This window comes from Streptomyces sp. NPDC017095, assembly GCF_044332325.1.
Lineage (GTDB): Bacteria > Actinomycetota > Actinomycetes > Streptomycetales > Streptomycetaceae > Streptomyces.
Map to the genome: position 1 here is coordinate 205,967 of NZ_JBIROU010000006.1, position 18,577 is coordinate 224,543.

The 18,577-nt window shown below is 73.5% G+C and carries 26 protein-coding genes; 13 read left to right on the forward strand and 13 right to left on the reverse strand.

Features of this window, described 5'->3' with window-relative positions; all coding sequences use genetic code 11:
• The first annotated feature begins 23 nt into the window (after positions 1-23).
• Positions 24-995, forward strand: a complete 972-nt coding sequence (locus tag ACH4OA_RS14120) for an acyl-ACP desaturase (RefSeq protein ID WP_397969158.1) — start codon at positions 24-26, stop codon at positions 993-995.
• Between the two features lie 86 nt (positions 996-1,081).
• On the opposite strand, the gene ACH4OA_RS14125 is transcribed toward ACH4OA_RS14120, so the two are convergent.
• From ACH4OA_RS14125 to ACH4OA_RS14135, 3 genes are read right to left on the reverse strand one after another with little or no spacing between them, the layout of a single operon-like run.
• Positions 1,082-1,429, reverse strand: coding sequence for a 4Fe-4S binding protein (locus ACH4OA_RS14125; protein WP_397935915.1), 348 nt, complete (start codon positions 1,427-1,429; stop codon positions 1,082-1,084).
• The gene (locus tag ACH4OA_RS14130) at positions 1,426-2,352 is read right to left on the reverse strand and encodes a hypothetical protein (protein ID WP_397935917.1); all 927 of its coding nucleotides are present in this window, start codon (positions 2,350-2,352) and stop codon (positions 1,426-1,428) included. Before ACH4OA_RS14130 ends, ACH4OA_RS14125 begins: the two co-directional genes overlap by 4 nt.
• On the reverse strand, positions 2,349-2,531 hold the full coding sequence (locus tag ACH4OA_RS14135; protein ID WP_397969159.1) for a hypothetical protein: 183 nt from the start codon (positions 2,529-2,531) through the stop codon (positions 2,349-2,351). The genes ACH4OA_RS14130 and ACH4OA_RS14135 overlap by 4 nt, the downstream gene beginning before the upstream one ends.
• A gap of 143 nt (positions 2,532-2,674) precedes the next feature.
• On the opposite strand from ACH4OA_RS14135, the gene ACH4OA_RS14140 reads away from it, so the two are divergent.
• The gene (locus tag ACH4OA_RS14140; protein ID WP_397969161.1) at positions 2,675-3,556 is read left to right on the forward strand and encodes an alpha/beta hydrolase; all 882 of its coding nucleotides are present in this window, start codon (positions 2,675-2,677) and stop codon (positions 3,554-3,556) included.
• Positions 3,553-4,332 carry an enoyl-ACP reductase FabI gene (gene fabI, locus ACH4OA_RS14145; RefSeq protein ID WP_365879890.1) on the forward strand — a complete coding sequence of 260 codons (780 nt, stop codon included), beginning with the start codon at positions 3,553-3,555 and terminating at the stop codon, positions 4,330-4,332. The genes ACH4OA_RS14140 and fabI overlap by 4 nt, the downstream gene beginning before the upstream one ends.
• 86 nt (positions 4,333-4,418) lie before the next feature.
• On the opposite strand, the gene ACH4OA_RS14150 is transcribed toward fabI, so the two are convergent.
• Both ACH4OA_RS14150 and ACH4OA_RS14155 read right to left on the reverse strand, forming a co-directional pair.
• The gene (locus ACH4OA_RS14150) at positions 4,419-5,063 is read right to left on the reverse strand and encodes a TetR/AcrR family transcriptional regulator (RefSeq protein ID WP_365879892.1); all 645 of its coding nucleotides are present in this window, start codon (positions 5,061-5,063) and stop codon (positions 4,419-4,421) included.
• 114 nt (positions 5,064-5,177) lie between these two features.
• Positions 5,178-6,092 carry an alpha/beta fold hydrolase gene (locus ACH4OA_RS14155; protein ID WP_397969163.1) on the reverse strand — a complete coding sequence of 305 codons (915 nt, stop codon included), beginning with the start codon at positions 6,090-6,092 and terminating at the stop codon, positions 5,178-5,180.
• Between the two features lie 132 nt (positions 6,093-6,224).
• Here ACH4OA_RS14155 and ACH4OA_RS14160 point away from each other — a divergent pair, with 132 nt between their 5' ends.
• Positions 6,225-6,680 carry a hypothetical protein gene (locus ACH4OA_RS14160; protein ID WP_397969165.1) on the forward strand — a complete coding sequence of 152 codons (456 nt, stop codon included), beginning with the start codon at positions 6,225-6,227 and terminating at the stop codon, positions 6,678-6,680.
• 51 nt (positions 6,681-6,731) lie between these two features.
• Here ACH4OA_RS14160 and ACH4OA_RS14165 read toward each other — a convergent pair whose 3' ends face one another.
• From ACH4OA_RS14165 to ACH4OA_RS14180, 4 genes are all read right to left on the reverse strand, one after another.
• Positions 6,732-6,947 (reverse strand): hypothetical protein, encoded by a 216-nt coding sequence (locus ACH4OA_RS14165; RefSeq protein WP_365879898.1) that lies wholly within the window; start codon positions 6,945-6,947, stop codon positions 6,732-6,734.
• Positions 6,948-7,275: 328 nt separating this feature from the next.
• A complete protein-coding gene (locus tag ACH4OA_RS14170; protein WP_397969166.1) occupies positions 7,276-8,091 on the reverse strand; it encodes a phosphodiesterase in 816 nt (271 codons plus the stop codon).
• A 50-nt stretch (positions 8,092-8,141) separates the two neighbouring features.
• A complete protein-coding gene (locus tag ACH4OA_RS14175; protein WP_397969168.1) occupies positions 8,142-8,780 on the reverse strand; it encodes a hypothetical protein in 639 nt (212 codons plus the stop codon).
• 315 nt (positions 8,781-9,095) lie between these two features.
• A complete protein-coding gene (locus ACH4OA_RS14180) occupies positions 9,096-9,635 on the reverse strand; it encodes a phenolic acid decarboxylase (RefSeq protein ID WP_397969170.1) in 540 nt (179 codons plus the stop codon).
• 113 nt (positions 9,636-9,748) lie between these two features.
• Between ACH4OA_RS14180 and ACH4OA_RS14185 the strand changes: the two genes are divergently transcribed.
• From ACH4OA_RS14185 to ACH4OA_RS14195, 3 genes are all read left to right on the forward strand, one after another.
• Positions 9,749-10,192 (forward strand): MarR family transcriptional regulator, encoded by a 444-nt coding sequence (locus ACH4OA_RS14185; protein ID WP_365882131.1) that lies wholly within the window; start codon positions 9,749-9,751, stop codon positions 10,190-10,192.
• 82 nt (positions 10,193-10,274) lie between these two features.
• Entirely contained in the window at positions 10,275-10,874 is a 600-nt protein-coding gene (locus ACH4OA_RS14190; RefSeq protein WP_397969171.1) for a DUF488 family protein, read from the forward strand.
• A 107-nt stretch (positions 10,875-10,981) separates the two neighbouring features.
• The gene (locus ACH4OA_RS14195; protein WP_397935934.1) at positions 10,982-11,824 is read left to right on the forward strand and encodes an RNA polymerase sigma factor SigF; all 843 of its coding nucleotides are present in this window, start codon (positions 10,982-10,984) and stop codon (positions 11,822-11,824) included.
• An 82-nt stretch (positions 11,825-11,906) separates the two neighbouring features.
• Here the strand turns inward: ACH4OA_RS14195 and ACH4OA_RS14200 are convergent, their stop codons facing one another.
• Positions 11,907-12,131 carry a helix-turn-helix domain-containing protein gene (locus tag ACH4OA_RS14200; RefSeq protein WP_397935936.1) on the reverse strand — a complete coding sequence of 75 codons (225 nt, stop codon included), beginning with the start codon at positions 12,129-12,131 and terminating at the stop codon, positions 11,907-11,909.
• 155 nt (positions 12,132-12,286) lie between these two features.
• Between ACH4OA_RS14200 and ACH4OA_RS14205 the strand changes: the two genes are divergently transcribed.
• The 4 genes from ACH4OA_RS14205 to ACH4OA_RS14220 all read left to right on the forward strand — a co-directional run bounded on the left by ACH4OA_RS14205 (position 12,287) and on the right by ACH4OA_RS14220 (position 15,510).
• On the forward strand, positions 12,287-13,090 hold the full coding sequence (locus tag ACH4OA_RS14205; protein WP_397946466.1) for an alpha/beta fold hydrolase: 804 nt from the start codon (positions 12,287-12,289) through the stop codon (positions 13,088-13,090).
• On the forward strand, positions 13,090-14,451 hold the full coding sequence (locus ACH4OA_RS14210; RefSeq protein ID WP_397969369.1) for a PP2C family protein-serine/threonine phosphatase: 1,362 nt from the start codon (positions 13,090-13,092) through the stop codon (positions 14,449-14,451). Before ACH4OA_RS14205 ends, ACH4OA_RS14210 begins: the two co-directional genes overlap by 1 nt.
• Entirely contained in the window at positions 14,448-14,777 is a 330-nt protein-coding gene (locus tag ACH4OA_RS14215) for an STAS domain-containing protein (protein WP_365882139.1), read from the forward strand. The genes ACH4OA_RS14210 and ACH4OA_RS14215 overlap by 4 nt, the downstream gene beginning before the upstream one ends.
• A 334-nt stretch (positions 14,778-15,111) precedes the next feature.
• On the forward strand, positions 15,112-15,510 hold the full coding sequence (locus ACH4OA_RS14220; RefSeq protein ID WP_397935938.1) for a hypothetical protein: 399 nt from the start codon (positions 15,112-15,114) through the stop codon (positions 15,508-15,510).
• A 283-nt stretch (positions 15,511-15,793) separates the two neighbouring features.
• On the opposite strand, the gene ACH4OA_RS14225 is transcribed toward ACH4OA_RS14220, so the two are convergent.
• On the reverse strand, positions 15,794-16,252 hold the full coding sequence (locus tag ACH4OA_RS14225) for an ATP-binding protein (protein ID WP_397969173.1): 459 nt from the start codon (positions 16,250-16,252) through the stop codon (positions 15,794-15,796).
• 212 nt (positions 16,253-16,464) lie between these two features.
• On the opposite strand from ACH4OA_RS14225, the gene ACH4OA_RS14230 reads away from it, so the two are divergent.
• Positions 16,465-16,785 (forward strand): STAS domain-containing protein, encoded by a 321-nt coding sequence (locus ACH4OA_RS14230; RefSeq protein WP_397935942.1) that lies wholly within the window; start codon positions 16,465-16,467, stop codon positions 16,783-16,785.
• Positions 16,786-16,871: 86 nt separating this feature from the next.
• Positions 16,872-17,519 (forward strand): carbonic anhydrase, encoded by a 648-nt coding sequence (locus ACH4OA_RS14235; protein WP_397969174.1) that lies wholly within the window; start codon positions 16,872-16,874, stop codon positions 17,517-17,519.
• 315 nt (positions 17,520-17,834) lie between these two features.
• On the opposite strand, the gene ACH4OA_RS14240 is transcribed toward ACH4OA_RS14235, so the two are convergent.
• Positions 17,835-18,131: a hypothetical protein gene (locus ACH4OA_RS14240; RefSeq protein ID WP_397969176.1), complete on the reverse strand. Its 297-nt coding sequence runs from the start codon at positions 18,129-18,131 to the stop codon at positions 17,835-17,837.
• The gene (locus tag ACH4OA_RS14245; protein WP_397935946.1) at positions 18,128-18,529 is read right to left on the reverse strand and encodes a DUF1622 domain-containing protein; all 402 of its coding nucleotides are present in this window, start codon (positions 18,527-18,529) and stop codon (positions 18,128-18,130) included. Before ACH4OA_RS14245 ends, ACH4OA_RS14240 begins: the two co-directional genes overlap by 4 nt.
• Positions 18,530-18,577: the final 48 nt, after the last annotated feature.

Here is an 18,577-nt window from a genome sequence, read left to right on the forward strand (position 1 = left end):
CGCCGCAGCGAAGAAGAGAGCGCATGCCACCCATCGACCGATCCGACCGCTCCGTCGCCCGGGCCGAGCACTCCCTGCTGGCGGAACTCCAGCCGGTGGTGGAGGACAACCTCCACCGTCATCTCGGCGTCGCCAAGGAGTGGTTCCCGCACGAGTACATCCCGTGGAGCGAGGGCCGTACGTTCGACGGCCCGCTCGGCGGACAGCCGTGGACCGACGACGAGGCCACCCTGCCCGAGGTGGCCCGCACCTCCCTGGTGGTCAACCTCCTCACCGAGGACAACCTGCCGGGCTACCACTTCGCCGTGGCCGAGTTCGGCAAGGACGGCGCGTGGGGCACGTGGGTGGACCGCTGGACCGCGGAGGAGGCCAGGCACGGCACCGCGCTGCGCGACTACCTCCTGGTGACCCGCGCCGTCGACCCGAAGGCCCTGGAGCGGGCCCGGATGACGCACATGTCGGGCGGTTACGGCCGGCCCGACGGCTTCAGCGCCCTGCACGCGATCGCGTACGCCGCGTTCCAGGAACTCGCCACGCGCATCTCGCACCGCAACACCGGTCAGGTGAGCACGGATCCCCGGTGCGACGCGCTGCTGGCGCGGATCGCCGCGGACGAGAACCTGCACATGGTCTTCTACCGCAATCTGGTCGAGGCGGCGCTGGAGCTGGTGCCCGACACCGCGATGCGGGTCGTCCGGGACGTCGTCGTCGGTTTCGAGATGCCGGGCTCCACCATCAAGGACTTCGGCCGCAAGTCGGCGGAGATCGCCCTCGCCGGCATCTACGACCTCCGGCTGCACCACGACAGCGTCCTCGCGCCCGTCCTGCGCAAGCTGCGTGTCTTCGAGCGCGGCGGCTTCGGCCCGGAGGGCGAGCGGGCGCGTGAGGAACTGGCCGCGTTCATGGCTCAGTTGGATGCGAAGGCGACCTCGTTCACCACCCGCCGGGAGGGCATCCGCGCGGCCCGCGCCAAGCGGGAGTCGGCAGGGGTCTGACGACCGGCGGTACGAAGAAGGGGGGCGGCCGGCTTGCGGCCACCCCCCTTCCTTCCTACCCGGGTCCCGCGGACGCCGAGCCGTCGTCAGCCGTGGGCCCGCGGCGCCTGGTCGTCCGCGAGCGTGAGCCACTTGTCCGGGCGGCCGGCCCACTCCCCGGCGTCGGCGAGCGGCGCGGCCCCGGCGGTGGCCAGGGGCAGCCGCGGGGCGAGCCGGGCGTTCCACTCCAGGGCCGGCCGCAGTTCCGCGGGCAGCTCGTCCTCCGGGTAGATGGCGTCGGCCGGGCACGCCTCCACGCAGTTGCCGCAGTCGATGCACTCCTCGGGCTCGATCACGAGGAACGTCTCGGCCTCGCGGAAGCAGGCGACGGGGCAGTAGGTGACGCACTCGGCGAACTTGCACCGGACGCACTGCTCGGTGACGACGTGGGTCACGCGACTTCCTCCTGGTGTGTCCTCGGCGCGGCGGTCAGCCCGGGCTGCCCGTCGAGGAAGCGGTGTCCGGCGTCCAGCCCGGTCCGGTACGCCAGGGTGAGCCCTTCCGCGGTCGCGGCGGCGTAGTCGACGCCCAGGTCCTTGAGGTCCTGCTCCGGCTTGACGACCAGCACCCGGGCCCCGTCGAGCCGGGAGCCGTCGGCGATCTCCTCGGAGGCGTAGAGGTCGCGGAAGAGCGGGAACGGATCGCTGCCGATCGCGACCAGCACGTCCACGCCCCGGGCCGCGACCTCGCGCGCCGGGCAGGAGCAGGTGTACGAGGCGTCGACGTACGGCTCCCCGTCGACCTCGGCCGGTACCGACCAGGCGTGCAGCATGCGCGTGGAGGCGTAGGCGACCGCGTCGTAGTTCTCCGGCGTCAGGCGGGGCCGGTCCGAGCCGGGCGGGGCCTGGGTGGAGAAGACGACCGGGGCGAGGTTCTGCCTCACCCAGCCGCGGTCGCCGGCGAAGACGTCGCGCAGCAGCCGCCGGCCGAGGGCCTTCGCGCCGGGGCCCTGGGTGGTCTCGGCGGCGGCCGGGTCGGTGACCTTGCTCGCGGCCAGCAGGTACTCCGGGGCGCCGGGCCGGAAGAGCCCTTCGCGCAGGAGCGGCCCGTACTCCGCGATGCTGTCGAGGACGACGGTGCTCATGCCCTTCTCGGCGGCGGCCGCGGCGGCACCCAGCCAGTAGCCGACGCCGGTCTGCCGGGCCCGGCCGATCGCGGCGAGGCCGCCGGACAGCCCCGAGGACGAGGCCGTGCCGTACACGTCCGCGCGCACCCCGCGCTCCTCGAAGGCGGCCAGCACACCGTGGCCGTAGACACCCTTGAGCATCCCGGAGGCGACCGCGATGCCCAGGCGGCCCCGGGTGGCCGCGCCGGTCACGGCCGCGTCCGGTGGGCGCGGCCGTACGGCCCGGCGGGGCCGTGGGCCCCGGCGGTCTCGGCCGGCCAGCCCTTCATGAACTCGGCGTCGATCACCGAGTCCAGGTGGTCCTTGAACCACTGGTTCGGGCCGGGTTCCCGGCCGTGCGCGACGCCGGGGGCGGGGTGCGGGATCGTCATGTCGTCCTCCAAGCGGGAGTGGTGACGATCCGACACAATAGCACGACCGTGCGTTTAGTTTCCTGACCCTCACGTGGGGATGAATAAATAAGAGCGAACGGTCGTGCTAGCATTTCGCTCCGCCGAACACTGGAGGGCGTGCCATGGATCTCGCGACGGCGGCCGACGACACGGCCCTGAGCGCGGAGGGGGAGGCCGTGTTCGACCTCTTCCGCACACCGCACGGGCGCAGCAGACCCCGGCCCGACGAGCGGGAGGTCATCGACGGCGCGCGGACCGGCGAGCTGACCGTCGGAGGCAAGCGGGTGGTCACCTACGCCTGGGGCGGCGGCGAGCGGCCGGTCCTGCTGGTGCACGGCTGGGAGTCGCGCGCCTCGCGCTACGCCAAGCTGGTCACCCGGCTCGTGGAGTCGGGCTACAGCCCGGTGTCCTTCGACGCGCCGGGGCACGGCGAGTCCGGGGGCGACACCACCACCCTGGTCGAGTACCGCGCCGTCATCCGCGAACTGCACCGCGGGCACGGGGACTTCGCGGCCGTCGTGGGCCATTCCTTCGGGGCGCTGGCACTGTTCCTGTCGCTGCCGGAGGGGCTGCGCACCGAGCGGATCGTGGCGATCAGCACCGTCCCCGACTTCTCCTACCTCGTCGACTCGTTCTGCGCCCACATGGCGCTGGACGCGCGGACCGGCGCGGAGGTCCGCCACCGGCTGGACCGGCACCTGTACCCGGGCGAGGACATGTGGACCCGTTTCTCGGTCCTCCACCACGCCCCGCACGTACGCGTCCCCCTGCTGCTGGTCCACGACGAGAACGACGAGGCGGTCGGCGCCGAGCAGGCGGAGCGCATCGCCGGTGCCTTCGGGAGCCGGGCCCGTCTCGTCGTCACCCGCCGGCTCGGGCACCGGCGGATCCTCGGCTCCTCCCTGGTGGTCGACACGGTCACCCGGTTCCTCACCGCAGCGGAAGCCACCGCGGACGCTCCCCGCCGCACACACGAAGGAAAGACTGAGGTGACGGCACGATGAGCGGCCTTCTCGCGGGCAAGCGCGTCCTGGTGACGGGCGTCCTGATGGAGTCCTCGATCGCCTTCCACACCGCCCGGCTGGCGCAGCAGCAGGGCGCCGAGGTCGTCCTCACGGGGTACGGCCGGCTCGGCCTGGTCGAGCGGATCGCCCGGCGGCTGCCCCGGCCGGCGCCGCTGGTCGAACTCGACGTCCAGGACAAGGGCCACCTGGAGAGCCTGGCCGACCGGATCCGGCAGGAGGTGGGCGCCGACGTCCGCCTGGACGGTGTCGTGCACTCCATCGCCTTCGCCCCGCAGGACGCGATGGGCGGCAACTTCCTCGCCACCGGCTGGGACTCGGTGGCGACCGCCGTCGAGGTGTCCGCGTACTCCCTCAAGGCGCTCGCCGTGGCGTGCCTGCCGCTGATGGAGGAGCGCGGCGGGTCGGTCGTGGGCCTCGACTTCGACGCGGGCGTGGCCTGGCCCGCGTACGACTGGATGGGCGTGGCCAAGGCGGCCCTGGAGGCCACCTCCCGCTATGTCGCCCGGGACCTCGGGCCGCGCGGCATCCGCTGCAACCTGGTGGCGGCGGGCCCCGTCAAGACCATGGCGGCCCGGCACATCCCGGGGTTCGAGACCTTCCGCGAGGTGTGGGGCGCGCGTGCCCCGATAGGCTGGGACCTCTCCGACCCGGAACCGGCGGCCCGCGCCGTCGTCGCCCTGCTGTCCGACTGGTTCCCGCGTACGACGGGCGAGATCGTGCACGTCGACGGCGGTGTGCACGCCATCGGGGCGTGACGGCGCGCGGGGCGGGAACGGCAGGACGGCGGTCCGCTCGGGTGAGCGGACCGCCGCTTGCGTCACCGGCGCCGGGCGCCGGGGTGTCACGGAGTGGCCGGCAGCAGCGAGGGGTCGGTGGCCTCGGACCGCAGGCGGTTGAGGACGGCCTTGGCCGCCTTGTCGTAGCAGGTGAAGTCGTCGTGCAGCACGGACTCGGCGTTCGCCATCTCCAGGAACGCCATGAGCTCGAAGACCAGTTGCGGGATGTCGGCGTCCGGCGCGAGCTGCCCGGCGAGCTGCGCCTCCCGCGCGGTCTGCTCCAGGTAGGAGAACCAGTTGGTCCGGGCCGCGGCGAGCGTGTCGTGGACCTTGCCCTCGCGGGCGTCGTACTCGGCGGAGACCGAATAGAAGAAGCAGCCGCCGGGGAAGACCCGCTCCCGGGAGTAGGCGAGCCAGCCCGTGCACAGGCGCCACAGGCGGCCGATGCCCGCCGGCAGGTCGCGGGCGGGCTGGACGACGTGCTCCAGGTACACGCTCACGGCGGTGCGGATGGTCGCGAGCTGGAGGTCCTCCTTGGAACCGAACAGGGCGAACACGCCGCTCTTGCTCAGCTTCAGCTCGCTCGCGAGCTGTCCCATCGACAGGGCCGCGAGACCCTCCACGGAGGCGATCTCCACGGCTCGTCGCAGGATCAGCTGGCGCGTCTGGTTTCCGCGCGCGATCCGGCCGTCCGCCTGCGTTCCTGCCACGCCCATGCGCACCCCCGCTCTCCTGGAACCGGACTTTCACGGTCCGTCGAGTGTCCCCAGTGTAGCCAATGAGCGGACGTTCGTGCGGTTAGTATCCCGGAGAAGCGGAAGCACTCACTCCACGGGGGCCGTCCTCGGCTCGGTCCCACCGGCGTCCCGGCTCCCGTCCGCACCGTCCGGGCCGTGCGCCACGAAGTCGAGGACGGTGCGCACCACCTCGGCGTCGGCGAGGATCCGCCGGTGCCCGAGGCCGCTGGTGACGACGAGCCGGGCCTGGTCGCCGAAGGCCGCGGCCAGCCGGCGGCCCTGCGCCACCCTGATCCTGGTGTCGTCCTCGTCGTGCACCACCAGCAGGGGCGAGCGCACGACCCGCGGCATGTCCGTGAGCGAGAACGGCACCTCTTCGCGGGGCAGGCCGGGAAACAGCCGGTCGCGGATCTCCTCGTGCAGACGCGCCTTGAGTCCGTCGCGCACCTTCAGTTCGGCACAGAACTCCTCGACCAGGTAGTCGAAGTCGCAGACCCCGCTGAGGGTGACGATCCGCCGCGCCTTCACTCCGTGCTTCAGCCCGAAGAACGAGCCGAGCGCGCCCATCGAGTGCGCGATCAGGCAGTCGAACGTGCCGTACCGGTCGTGCAGCGCGGAGACGATGTCGCGGTAGTCCAGGATCGTGGTGCTGCGGCCACCGGTGTCGCCGTGGCCCGGGGCGTCGAAGGCGACGACGCTGTGACCGAGGTCGAGCAGCCCGGGGACGAAGGCGGAGAGCCGGGAGGCGCGGGACTGCCAGCCGTGCACCAGCAGCACCGGCCGGCCGCCGTCGCCCCAGCGGTACGTCACCGCGTGCTTGCCGCCGCCGATGTCCAGGCGCTCCACGTGCGCCGCGGCCGTCAGCTCGCGTTCGGAGGAGCGCGGCCTGCTGCGCACGAGCGGCATGTGGAACAGGGCGAACGCGCCCTTGCCCGCCAGCCGTCCCGAGACGACAGAGGTGGTGTTGAGGACGGCGCTCGCAACGGCCTCGGTGGGTTTCATGCTCGCTGCTCCTCGGTCCGGCGTCAGGGCCTGGTATATTAGCACGCACGGCCGTGCAGTTTTAAGGGCGGTCCGGAAGCCGGACATCCCGCGCGGTCCCCTCCGTCATCCCGGTCTTCGAGGAGTCACCCCATGCCGGTGCCCGTCTGGTTCGCCCCCTGGAAGCCCGGCCCGGCGGGACGTGGCGGCCCGGACGGGGACGCGGGCGGGCAGCCGGGGGGCGCGGCCGTCGTGAGCGTCACCGACTTCGCCCCGCACCGTCCCTGGACCTCCGTCGGCGTCACCGTCGCCGGTATCGCCCTGCGCCGGACCTGGGACGACGCCGAGGGTGCGATCGGACTGTGGCTGTGGAGCGTGCCCGGTCTGCTGCGCCCGCGCTCCGGCTCGGTCTCCGTGTGGCGTGACGAGGACGGCCTGCGCGGCTTCGTCGCCCGCTCCGACCACGTGCGGATCATGCGGGCCTACCGGGACCGGGGCGAACTGCGCTCGACGACCTGGCACACGGACCACTTCGACAGGGCCGCGACGCAGGAGGCGGCGCGGGCCCTCATCGAGGAGTGGTGCACGCGGCCGACGCCCGGGGCGTGAGGACGGGCCGTCACGCCCCGGGCGCGCTGGCGCCGCGCGGCGCCAGCGCCGTCACTTCTCGTACTGGTGCAGGGCCAGGCCGAGTCCGAAGAAGGTCGGCGCCCATTCACCGACGAAGATGCCCCAGCGGTCGGCGCGTTCCTCGCCCTTCTTCTCCACGCTCAGCGAGGCGCACCAGGAGATCACCGACAGGCCGATGGAGGCGAACGCGGCCGCGTAGGCGTGTTCGGCGCGGATACCCGAGTCATGGAGCTTCTTGACGATCACGGCAGTCTCTTTTCCCTTGGCGGACGGTCGTGGTCCAGTTCAGCGGCAACGGCGGACGCGGGCGACCGCACGCGGGCGTCCGGGCGAATGTCGTACGGCAGGGGACGTGTGCGGATGCGCGCCGGCGGCCCCGCTGTCACGGTGGGACGGAGCGTGTCCGCGAGCAGGAGCCGCGTCGGCGGAGCACGGCTCGGACGGGCCGGAACCTCCGGGATCGGTGGCGGCAGCGAGCCGGGTACGCGCCGTGCCCTGTGTCTGGGACCGACACGGAGGGTGAGCCCCTTCGCCGGGCCGGGGCGCGCGGCGCACGTCCGTCCGGGGTCCGGCCTCAGTGGCGGCCCGCGCGGGAGCCGCGGTAGGCGGCGCGGCGGATCGCGGCCAGGGTGGGGCCGGGGGTGAACTTCCGGGCGTCGCGCGCGTAGATGTCGAAGTCCGCGCTCCGGCGGGGCGGTACCGGCAGCGGCGTGCGTACGGTGAGCACGGCGAACGGACGCCAGGTACGGTCCGGCGTCTCGGCGCACAGGTCGAAGACGAGCGGGCCGGCGCCCAGGGCACGGGCCAGGCTCGCCGGGTCGCCGTGCACCGGGGCCTGCGAGACCCGCCGGGGGAAGGCGGCCAGGACGCGGGGCCGTCCGCCCACCCGGTAGGACAGGAGGCTGGAGTACGGCCCGCCCAGCGCGTCGGCGCGGGGCAGCGGCAGACGCCGGGTCGCCCGGCCCCGGCCGCTGCTGGTGAGCAGCAGATCGAGGGCGCGGCCGGGACCGTCGGCCTCGTCCACCCGCACGGCCAGGCCCAGTCCGTCGGGCAGCCGCCGGGGCAGGCCGGCCGCACGGGACAGCCGTACCGTGGCAGTGAACCGTCCCGGCGCCGCCAGCCAGGGCACGCCCCAGCAGGCGCCGCCGGGCAGGACCTCCAGCTCGGCCGCGCATGTCAGCCCGTCCGGGTGCAGGGCGGGCGCCCGGCGCAGACGGCCCAGCAGCCGGAAAGCCGCCTCCACCCCGCCGGTCTTCCGGCGCCTCGCGCGGGTCACCGACCGCACCAGCCGGGCGGCGGCGCGCAGCCGCGGCGGGCGCCTCGGGCCGCCGACGGCGCCGTGCGCGACCGCCGGGCCACCGGCGGGCTCCCCCGCTGCCGTCCCGCCCACGGCGTCTCCCTTCGTACGGACGGCGCGCCGGGTACCCCCGGGCCGCACCCTCACTCCGTTTCGAGGGCCACCGTCGTCGTGACCCGGGTGAGCGCGGGTTTCCTCGGCACCGACCCGAAGCCGAACCGCACGGGCGGTGCCACGGGTGCCGTGACACCGAGGTCGGCGCCTTCGAAGGACGCCGACACCAGGCGGACCGGCCGCAGGTCCCGAGCGCCGTACCACTCCCGGCGGCCGGTACGGGCACTCCCCCGGGTGCGCACTCCGGGCAGCAGCAGCCGGGCCGGCCGGTCCAGCAGCGCGCTCCACGCCGGGTGGCGGGCGAGCGCGCCGGGCACGGCGCGCAGCAGCAGGCCCAGCGGCCCGCGCCGGCCGGTGGCGAAGCACAGTTCGAGTGGGCCCGCGCTCACGTTCCAGGTGCCGTCCGCGACGCCGACCCGCACGGGCAGGACGCGCACGGTGTCGAAGACGTAGGTGGCGGCGATGAAGTCCGCCGTCTCCCGGGTGGGGGCCAGCAGCAGCCGCTCCCCGTCGGCCCGCTCCAGCATCACGTCGCTGAACGCCCCGAAGGGCGACCGCTGCCAGTGGCCGAGGACGAGACGCGTCCCGGAGGTGGTGCCGAGGCCCGCGATCCAGCCGTCGAAGCGCAGCCTGCGGCGGCGCGCGGCCCGCGTGCGCGGCGGGCTCATCGCCGGGGCGCCGTCGGCGTGGTCCCCGGCCGCGGCCCGGGCCCGGGAACCGGCGGGCGGTGGGACTTCCAGCCGTACATGTCCGACTCCTTCCGGGAAGTGCGTGACAGGCCCGCCGAAGCGGCCGGACTCTCCGCCGGCGCCTGGGCGGCGCCGCCCAGGCGCCACGGGCTCCGGCTGCGGCCCCGTGGCCGTCTCCCCCCAGGATGCCGAACCGGCGCGGCGGGCGCGCCGTCCGGCCCGGCGGACGGCGCATCCGGACGCGGGACGGCGCGGCCCGGTGTCGGCAGGTGCCGGCGCGGAGGAACGGGCGCGTCAGTTGGTGCGGTGGGACCAGCCGGCGGGCAGGTCGCCGGGGGCGACGGAGACGACCGACTCGTCGTCCGCGCCGACGTACTCGAACAGGGTGATGCGGGCGAACTCGGGGACCACGTAGATCGGGTAGGTCGGGCCCTCGTCGCGGTACTTGCGCATCTCGTCCAGGTGGTCGTTCTGGTAGAGCACGGTCCGCTCCCCGTGCTCCCGGATCCAGTCCGGGAAGAAGATGACGCCGTGCAGCCGGCGCTTGCCCGGCAGGACGTTGACGGAGACGGACGTGCCCGTCGGCTCGGTCCAGGAGACCTTGTAGACGTCGTCGTCCAGCCGGACCAGGTCGACCTCCTGGTCCTTCACCCACCGTCCGCCGACGTGGCCGCTGTGGATCCGGTAGTCGATGGTGTGGTCGTTCTTCACGTACATCTCGTACTGCCAGCCGTTGGCGTACGTGTAGATGAAGCGGTGGCCGACGATCCCGGACAGGTCCTGTGGCGGGACGGGCTGGGCGACGGTGGTCTCGAATGCTCCGGTTCCGGTCATGGTGCGACTCCTCAGTGATCCTCGGGGCGCCCGCGGCCGGGCGCCCCGCACAGCTAATTTTGCCACAAAACAGTTTTGTTTCAAAACCAATCGGGTCCGTCACAATGTCCCCCATGGACACCGCCACCGAGTTCGGCCGGCTCCTCGGCCCCCTGCGCCGGGCCGTGCTGCGCACCCGCCGCACCGTGAACCTGCCCGACCTGCCCGAGGCCCAGATCGAACTGCTGCGCACCCTCACCGAGACCGGCGCCGCGACCCCGCGCGAGGTCGCGGCCCGACTGCGCGTCGCGCCGTCCACGGTCAGCAACCTCGTCCGGACGATGACCGCCGCCGGCCTGGTGGAGCGCACCCCGTCCGCCACCGACCTGCGCACCGTCCGCCTCACGGCCTCCCCCACGGCCGTGGAGATCCTCGACCGCTACGACCGCACCAGCACCGCCACCCTGCGGCGCGCGCTGGAGGATCTCGCCCCGCAGCACCGCGAGGCGCTGGAGCGCGCCCTGCCGGCACTCGCCGAACTCCTCACCGTCCTGGAGACGGCGCCGCCGGAGCGCTGAGATCCGCCGGCGTCCAGGGCCCGGCCGCTGCCGGGCCACCCGCGCGAGTGGCGCGGCGGCCGGAACGTGGTGCACTCGGTACATGGGCCACGTCCGGACCGGGCCCGCGGACGGCAGCGCGCAGCCGCGTGGGGAACTGCTCACCTTCGGCCACGGCACGGCCGGCCGGGAGGCGCTGGCGGCGCTGCTGCGGGAGGCGGGCGTCGCCGCCGTGGTGGACGTCAGGACCGCACCGGGCAGCCGCCGGGACCCGGACCTGTCCCGGCAGCGGCTGGCCCGGTGGCTGCCCGGGGAGCGGATCGCCTACCGGTGGGAACCGCGGCTGGGCGGATGGCGCAGGCCGCCGCCGGACTCGCCGGACACCGTCTGGCGCAACGACTCCTTCCGCGGTTACGCCGCTCACACCCGCGACGCGGAGTTCCTCGCCGCCATGGACGTCCTGATGCGGCAGGCGGACGCGGAGCGTACGGCCGTGATGTGCGGCGAGGCGGTGTGGTGGCGCTGCCACCGGCGGCTGATCGCCGACTTCGCCGTCCTGGCGCGCGGCGCCCGCGTCCTGCACCTGATGCACGACGGACGCCTCACGGCACACACCCCGATACCGGGCGCGCGCCTGCGGAGCGACGGACTCCTGGTCTACGACGCCGGTGCGGGGGCAGCCGATGGGCAGGGCCGCCGGTGAAGGGTTTCTTTCGCGTCCCCTGCGCATGATCGCCCGGGACCGGGGTAGGCGCGGCCTCACCGGACCGCAGAGAGTGGTCCGGGCGCAAGTCGGGAGGGGCACGAACGATGATGACGACGGTCAGCAGCACCCAGGAGGGTACGCAGGCGCTGCCGGAGATCAGTGACCCCGCCAAGGTGGCGCCCAAGGACGCCCGGGAACTGTCCAGGCTGTTCTTCGACCGCCTGGCGGTACTGGAAGAAGGCACGCGCGAGTACCAGTACGCGCGGAACACGCTGATCGAGATGAACATGTCCCTCGTCCGCTTCGCCGCCGGCCGCTACCGCAGCCGGAACCCGGAGGAGATGGAGGACATCGTCCAGGTCGGCATGATCGGGCTGATCAAGGCGATCGACCGGTTCGAGATATCCCGCGAGGTGGAGTTCACCTCCTTCGCGGTGCCCTACATCGTGGGCGAGATCAAGCGGTTCTTCCGGGACACCTCCTGGGCCGTGCACGTCCCGCGCCGCCTCCAGGAGGCCCGCGTGCACCTCGCCCAGGCCACCGAGGAACTCCGCAGCCGCCTGGGCCGCACCCCCACCGTCAAGGAACTCGCCGAGCTGATGAGCCTGGGCGAGGACGAGGTCATCGAGGCCCGCATCGCCTCCAACGGCTACAACGCCGCCTCCCTGGACGCCGCCCTCGGCACCAACGACGAGAGCGAGACGGCCCTGGCCGACTTCATCGGCATGGACGACGCGGCCCTGGAGCTGGTGGAGGACTTCCGCGCCCTGGCCCCGATGATCGCCGACCTCGGCGAGCGCGACCGGCAGATCATCCACTGGCGGTTCGTCGAGGAACTCACCCAGGCCCAGATCGGCGAACGTCTCGGCGTCTCGCAGATGCACGTCTCGCGGCTGCTCTCGCGCTGCCTGGCCCGCCTGCGCGAAGGCATGCTCGCCACCAACTGACGCCGACGCCCCCCAGGCCCCGCCTGGGGGGCGTGGGCCGTCCCGGCCCGGGTGCCGCGCGCCCGCACGCGGCGGGGTCCGCCTACCGCGGACGGCCGGCCTCCTCGGGCCGCCGGACCGCCGCACGGTCTCCGCCCCGGGTGCGCAGCGGGACGTCGGTCTCACTGAGCACGCGATGGACGAACCCATATGACCGTCCGTGCGCCTCGGCGATGGCGCGTATGGACAGGCCCTTCTCGTACTGCTCCTTCATCTCCCGCGCCAGCTTCTCGCGGACCGCACCGGTGATCTGCTTGCCCTTTTCCACGGCTCTCCCTCCGGGGATCGACGTCCGGGTGTGATCGTCGTCTACCCCGGGCGACGGGCCGCACACAGCAGGGGCCGGCACCCGCGCGCCGACGGTCCGCCCGTCCGCGGGCAATCTGGCGATACCAGGGCCAAAGAGATGAAAGGATGACCGACATGGATATTCGCCGCAGGAACAACGTCACGGTCACGGGCCCGTCCGACGGGCCGGTGCTGGTGATGGCGCACGGGTTCGGCTGTGACCAGAACATGTGGCGTCTGGTCGTGCCGGCCCTGGCGGAGCGCTACCGGGTCGTGCTGTTCGACTACGTGGGTTCCGGCGGCTCGGACCTGTCGGCCTGGACAGCGCAACGCTATTCCTCGCTGGACGGCTACGCCCGCGACGTGGTCGAGGTGTGCGAGACACTGGACGTGCGGGACGCGGTCTTCGTGGGCCACTCGGTCAGCTCCATGGTCGGGGTGCTGGCGGCGCAGGCCGCACCGGAGCGGATCGCCGCGCTGGCCATGGTGACGCCCTCTCCTTGCTACATCGACGACGAGGGGTACCGGGGCGGGTTCACCGCGCAGGACATCGACGAGTTGCTGGACTCCCTGGAGTCGAACTACCTCGGCTGGTCCTCCGCCATGGCCCCGGTGATCATGGGCAACCCCGAGCGGCCGGAACTGGGTCAGGAACTGACGAACAGCTTCTGCGCCACCGACCCGGACATCGCCCGTGTCTTCGCCCGCACCACGTTCCTGTCCGACAGCCGCGCCGACCTGAAGAGCGTGACCGTGCCGACGCTGGTGCTGGAGTGCGTCGAGGACGTCATCGCCCCGCGCGAGGTCGGCGCCTTCGTGCACGCCGCGATCCCCGGCTCCCACCTGGTCACCCTGGACGCCACCGGGCACTGCCCGCAGCTCAGCGCGCCGGAGGCCACCGCGCGGGCGCTGCTCGACTTCCTCGGGGACGTGAGGTGATGTGCTGTACGGGCGGGGGGCCCGACCCGTCCGGAGCGGATGGCGACCTGGGGACGGACGCGGCGTTCACCGCGCTGCTGGAGGACAGCCCCGAGGAGCTGTACGAATTGGCGCCTTGCGGCTACCTCTCCACGATGATGGACGGCACCATCGCCAAGATCAACACCACCCTGCTGGACTGGCTCGGGCTGACGCGCGAGGACCTGGTGGGGAAGAAGCGTTTCGCTGATCTGCTCACCGTGGGCGGGAAGCTGTACCACGAGACGCATTTCGCCCCGCTGCTGCGCATGCAGGGTGAGCTGGGCGGCATCGCCCTGGAGATGCGGACCGCCGGCGGCGGCAGGCTGCCCGTGCTGGTCTCCTCCCAGGTCAAGCACGGCAGCGAGGGCGATCCGCTGCTGATCCGCACCACCGTCTTCGACGCCTCCGACCGGCGCGCGTACGAGGAGGAACTGCTGCGGCGCCGCCAGGACGCCGAGCGGGCCCGCGTCGAGGCCGAGCGCGCGCGGGCGGAGGCGGAACGCGCGCGGGCGGAGGCCGAGGAGGCCCGCCGGCAGGCCGAGGCCGACCGGGCCCGGCTCGCCGACGCGCTCACCGTGCTCCAGCAGTCCCTCGTGCCCGCCTCGCTGCCCGACGTGCCCGGCCTGGAGTCGGCCGTCTACTACCACACCGCCTCGGCGGACCAGCTCGGCGGCGACTTCTACGACCTCTTCCCGATGCACGGGGACCGGTGGGGATTCTTCCTCGGTGACGTGTGCGGCAAGGGTCCCCAGGCCGCGGCCCTGACCTCCCTGACCCGCTACACCCTGCGGGCCGCGGCCCAGCACGCCCCCGAACCAGCCGCGGCCCTGACCGCGCTGAACACCGTCCTGCACGAGCGGTACGCCGCGAGCGGCGATCCCCGCTACTGCACGGCCATCTTCGGCACCCTCCAGCCCGGCGCGGACGGCCACGTGCACGTCCGCCTCGCCTCCGGCGGCCACCCGCCGGCCCTCGTCCTGCGCGCGGGCGGCTACGCCGACTTCCTGCCGACCCCCGGCGGTCTGCTCGTCGGCGTCCTGCCCACCGCCCCGTTCGTCACCGCCCAGGCCACGCTCGCCCCCGGCGACACGCTCCTGCTGTACACCGACGGGCTCACCGAGGCCCGTACCGGCGCCACGCGTGACAGCCTCTACGGCGACGAGGCCCTGCACGAGTTCGCCGCCCGGCACGCCCCCGCCGCTGCCGGGGAGGTCATCAGCGCGCTGGCCGGGCTGCTGGGCGGTTTCGGCGACGGGCTGGAGGACGACACCGCCCTGCTCGCCCTCGGCGTCCCCGCCGCCCGACCGCGTCCCCTCCCGGCAACGGACCAGCCCCGATGACACCGCTGCACATATCCCGCCAAGACACTCCCGACGGTCCCCTGCTGCGGGTGGCCGGTGAACTCGACTACGACCAGGCCGGCAGCCTGCGCCAGGAGGTCGAACGCCTCTCGCTGGCACCGGGCCAGTGCCTGGTGTTCGACCTGTTCGGCCTGGAGCACTGTGATTCCACCGGCATCACCGTCTTCCTCGCGGCCCGCCAGTACGCCCAGTCCGCGGGCGCCGACGTGGCCCTGGCCGCCGTACCCGCCGACTTCCTGCGCATCCTGACCATCGTCGGTCTCGACCAGGTCTTCACGATCCGCCCCGGCACCGGGGCGGCCTGACCGGCAGGCACGGCGGCACGGGGCGGAGAGGGCCGGGGCCGCCCGGCCGGGAGGTTCGCGCTGGTTCCCCACGCGGCAGCCGGACCGCCCCGGCTTGTGACACCGCGTACCCGCGCACACCGGCTTTGCACGGGCCGGGGCCGCCCGGTCCGGCCCTCGCCGCATGTTCGGGGCGGGTACGGGTAAGCGGCCAGGCGTCGGCGGGCCGCCTACCGCCGTCCGGGCCGGGCGGACACGCCCGAATTTCCCGGGCGGAGGCGTCCGGGCAGCCCTCCGGCTGTGGAAGCAGTCCTCCAAGTCCTCCTGCCGTGGCAGGCGCGAAGGGAAACGTTGCATGAGCGAGCACTCCCCGGACCGGGTGGCCGATGCCCAGCTGGACATCCTGCTCCAGCTGGTGGTCTCCCAGCCGGAGGCCAGCGTGGCCGTCTGTCTGACCATGCCGGGCGGCATCATCGCGGGTCATCTGGTCAGTCCCGTGGCCTGGGCGGACCGCTGGGAGGAGGTCGTGTCGGAGGCGACGGCCCGGCAGGAACGGTCCGAGGTGGTGGCGCAGCTACCGCACACCGTGCAGGACGCCCTGCGGCAGATGGGCGGCGAGCCGGGCGGACGGCAGTCGTTCATCCATCTGGTGGACGTCACCTTCCTGTCCGCTCCCACGACTCCCACCGCGCCGCTGTGGCGCGGCCGGGTCAGCGACATCTCCGGCTGGTCCCTGGGCGCCCCGACGGGGTGACACCGGGCCTGGGGCGCGTCCCGGTGCCCCATGGGCGTGGGGTCTGCTGCCGTAGGCCCCCGCCTGCCCGGACAGGGGACAGGGCCGAACGACGCCGCTCCGGGGCCTTCGTGGCGGCTCTGGCGGCCGTAGCGGCCCCGGAGCGGCCCTGGGAGCGCGGCGTATGGCGGGCGTAGGCGTACGGCCGTACGGCGCGGGCGGCCGGGGTCGCGGTCTCGGCGCGGGCGCCGGCACACCCCTCAGGACGGTGGCGCCGGCCGGGGGCCGGCGGCGTGCGGCGGGGTCACCCGTCCCGGCCGTCGGCCAGCGCGATCCGGGCGATGACGCTCTTGCCCAGCGGTTCGCGCACCACCGTGAAGGACTGCGCGACCGCCATCACGATCTCCAGGCCGTGCTGGCCCACGCGGTCCGGGTCCGCGGCCCGGGCCACCGGCAGCGCGGTCTCCGAGTCCCGCACCACCACCTCGACCGCGTCCCGGACGATGCGCAGACTCATCCGCACCGGACCGGGCGCGTACTTGCGGGCGTTGGTGATCAGCTCGCTCACCACCAGCTGCGTCAGATCCACCGCGCGGGCCGACACCCGTGACCCGCCGTGCGTACGCAGGCCGGTCAGGAAGTCCACCGCGAGGTGCCGCGCTTCGGCGATGCAGCTGCCGTCTCCGTCCAGGAGAGCTGTCATCTCTATCGGCTCGGTGTCCTCCAGTCTGGTCCCGTCATCGCACGAGCGCACTGCTTCCATACAGGCCGCCTTCACTACCGCTTCGCCCCGGCGTCTACCCGCGCTCTCGTCGCCTCACGCCCTACCCGCCCGGTCCGCTCAGTCTTCCGGGTGTGGCTCCCGTACTATCAGGACAGCCTCCCGGTCGGGAAACCGGCCCGTCGGCAGACGCCTCTTGTCGAGGAGAAGCGGTGGAGACGAGAAGAGAGTGTGAAGTGGGTCCTCTGACAGTCGTGTCCACCGCCACCGACGGTGTTCACGTGCTCACCGTCGCCGGCGAGCTCGACCACCACACCGCCGGGCCGCTCCAGCAGGCCCTGGACGTGCACCGCCTCGGGCCGGCGCCGCGTGCCGTGATCGACATGCGTCAGGTCACCTTCATGGACTCCAGCGGGATCAACCTCCTCATCTCCGCCCACCAGGCCCTCACCGGGGCCGGCGGCTGGCTGCGGCTGGCCGGCGTCCAGGACTCGGTGATGCGCACGGTGCGGCTCGTCGAGCTGGACACCCTCATCGCCTGCTACCCCGCCCTCCGCGAGGCCCTGCACGCCTGACCGCGCCGGACGCCCGGCGGCCCGCCGCCGGGCACAGTGCCGACCCTGATCGCGCGGCCCGGCGGGCCGTCTCGTACTCTTCCGCCATGGCATCGACTCCTCTCTCCCCTGCTCAGGCGCTCGAGACCCTGCTTGAGGGCAATCAGCGATTCGTGGCCGGTGCCCCGCGCCACCCCAACCAGGACGCCACACGGCGGGCCGAACTCGCCCCGGCACAGAAGCCCTTCGCGGTGCTGCTCGGCTGCTCGGACTCCCGGCTGGCCGCCGAGATCATCTTCGACCAGGGCCTGGGTGACCTGTTCGTGGTCCGCACCGCCGGGCACGTCCTGGGTCCGGAGGTGCTGGGCAGCATCGAGTACGGCACGAGCGTGCTGGACTGCCGCCTCGTCGTAGTGCTCGGACACGACTCCTGCGGCGCCGTCGCAGCGGCCCGCGCCGCCGTCGAGGAAGGGCTCCCGGCCGCCGGATACGTACGGGACGTCGTCGAACGCGTCACCCCCAGCGTGCTCGCCGCCCGCGCCGCCGGCCTCACCTCGGACAGCGACTTCATCGACGCCCACATCCAGCACACCACGGACCTGCTCCTGGACCGGTCCCGTGTCCTGGCCGACCAGGTCGCCTCCGGGCACACCGGTGTCGTCGGCCTCGGCTACCGGCTCTCCGAGGGCAGCGCCCGGCTGGTCACCGCCCACGGCGTCACCGCCCCGACCGCGTCCACCGGACACACCGGCTGAAGCACCACCGGACTCGCCCCCGCCCGCGGCGCGCGACCACCGCGCGCCGCACGGCCGTCCCGGGCGCCCGGCGGGGCCGCGCGACACCGAGGCGTTGCCGAACGCCCGCCCGCGCCACCACCGCCGGCCCCGGCCGACGGTCACGGCCTGCACACGCACGCGGCCGCCCTCGTACCCGGCGGCGACGCCCGGTCCGCGACGGGGACCGGGCCACACCGGGACCCGCCCACCCACGCCGTATCAAAGCCGCCCGCGCCCTACCGAGACCGGTCGGCAACGCCGCCACCGGCCCATCGTCCCCTTCCCCCGGCACTGTCAAAATCGCCATCGGCCCCGGCCGGTGGTTCGGGTTCGCGCAGGCGTGGTCCGGGGCGGGGCGGACGGAGTCAGGGAGGCGCTGAGCAGTTTGCGTAGGGTGATTACCGTCGCTGCCAGGGCGATGGTGTCCCACGACGGTGTGCCGGCCAGTCTCAGCAGGCCCGCTGCGGTCAGGAAGTCGAGCAGGACGGCCAGTCCCTGCCGGAGGGCGCCGGCCAGGCGCCAGGCCGTCGCCGCGGCGACGAGACCGAGCCCCGCGGTCAGCACGGCCGCGTTCTCCGGCCACGTGTTCACGCCGGCGGGGTCCCGGCGCTCCGCGCGGCCGCGCGCTCGATCTCGGCCCGCTCCTGGGCGATCTCCCGGCCGAGGAAGTAGTTCAGCGCGGTCCGGATGGCCGCGATGGCCGCCAGCTGGCCGATCTCGGCGAAGCTGGGCGCGACCGCCGTGCGCAGCACGTCACCGGCGAGCTGGAACTCCAGGCCGAGGACGAGGAAGCGCCCGAGGCTCAGCCTGATCCGGTTGAACCCGTCCGCCTTCCCGCGGCCGCGCACACCCTCCCGGACGAACCGCGCGAACGCCCACACGGCCCCGAGGAAGATGATCAGCGCGCCTGCGGACTCGATCACTCTGACCAACTGGCCGATCACATCGCGCAGGACCGACTCGGACACCAGGCCCACCGACAGGGTCATGCCGGTGGCGTACCCCGCGGCGCGGCGGCGGACGCGCTTTCCGTACGG

Coding starts and splice junctions, on each gene's coding strand:
- ACH4OA_RS14225 (WP_397969173.1), bottom strand. CDS start 16,252: ATGGAAGCAGTGCGCTCGTGCGATGACGGGACCAGACTGGAGGACACC.
- ACH4OA_RS14160 (WP_397969165.1), top strand. CDS start 6,225: ATGCCGGTGCCCGTCTGGTTCGCCCCCTGGAAGCCCGGCCCGGCGGGA.
- ACH4OA_RS14120 (WP_397969158.1), top strand. CDS start 24: ATGCCACCCATCGACCGATCCGACCGCTCCGTCGCCCGGGCCGAGCAC.
- ACH4OA_RS14175 (WP_397969168.1), bottom strand. CDS start 8,780: ATGAGCCCGCCGCGCACGCGGGCCGCGCGCCGCCGCAGGCTGCGCTTC.
- ACH4OA_RS14185 (WP_365882131.1), top strand. CDS start 9,749: ATGGACACCGCCACCGAGTTCGGCCGGCTCCTCGGCCCCCTGCGCCGG.
- ACH4OA_RS14210 (WP_397969369.1), top strand. CDS start 13,090: ATGTGCTGTACGGGCGGGGGGCCCGACCCGTCCGGAGCGGATGGCGAC.
- ACH4OA_RS14140 (WP_397969161.1), top strand. CDS start 2,675: ATGGATCTCGCGACGGCGGCCGACGACACGGCCCTGAGCGCGGAGGGG.
- ACH4OA_RS14195 (WP_397935934.1), top strand. CDS start 10,982: ATGATGACGACGGTCAGCAGCACCCAGGAGGGTACGCAGGCGCTGCCG.
- fabI (WP_365879890.1), top strand. CDS start 3,553: ATGAGCGGCCTTCTCGCGGGCAAGCGCGTCCTGGTGACGGGCGTCCTG.
- ACH4OA_RS14235 (WP_397969174.1), top strand. CDS start 16,872: ATGGCATCGACTCCTCTCTCCCCTGCTCAGGCGCTCGAGACCCTGCTT.
- ACH4OA_RS14135 (WP_397969159.1), bottom strand. CDS start 2,531: ATGACGATCCCGCACCCCGCCCCCGGCGTCGCGCACGGCCGGGAACCC.
- ACH4OA_RS14180 (WP_397969170.1), bottom strand. CDS start 9,635: ATGACCGGAACCGGAGCATTCGAGACCACCGTCGCCCAGCCCGTCCCG.
- ACH4OA_RS14215 (WP_365882139.1), top strand. CDS start 14,448: ATGACACCGCTGCACATATCCCGCCAAGACACTCCCGACGGTCCCCTG.
- ACH4OA_RS14205 (WP_397946466.1), top strand. CDS start 12,287: ATGGATATTCGCCGCAGGAACAACGTCACGGTCACGGGCCCGTCCGAC.
- ACH4OA_RS14220 (WP_397935938.1), top strand. CDS start 15,112: ATGAGCGAGCACTCCCCGGACCGGGTGGCCGATGCCCAGCTGGACATC.
- ACH4OA_RS14190 (WP_397969171.1), top strand. CDS start 10,275: ATGGGCCACGTCCGGACCGGGCCCGCGGACGGCAGCGCGCAGCCGCGT.
- ACH4OA_RS14245 (WP_397935946.1), bottom strand. CDS start 18,529: ATGACCCTGTCGGTGGGCCTGGTGTCCGAGTCGGTCCTGCGCGATGTG.
- ACH4OA_RS14155 (WP_397969163.1), bottom strand. CDS start 6,092: ATGAAACCCACCGAGGCCGTTGCGAGCGCCGTCCTCAACACCACCTCT.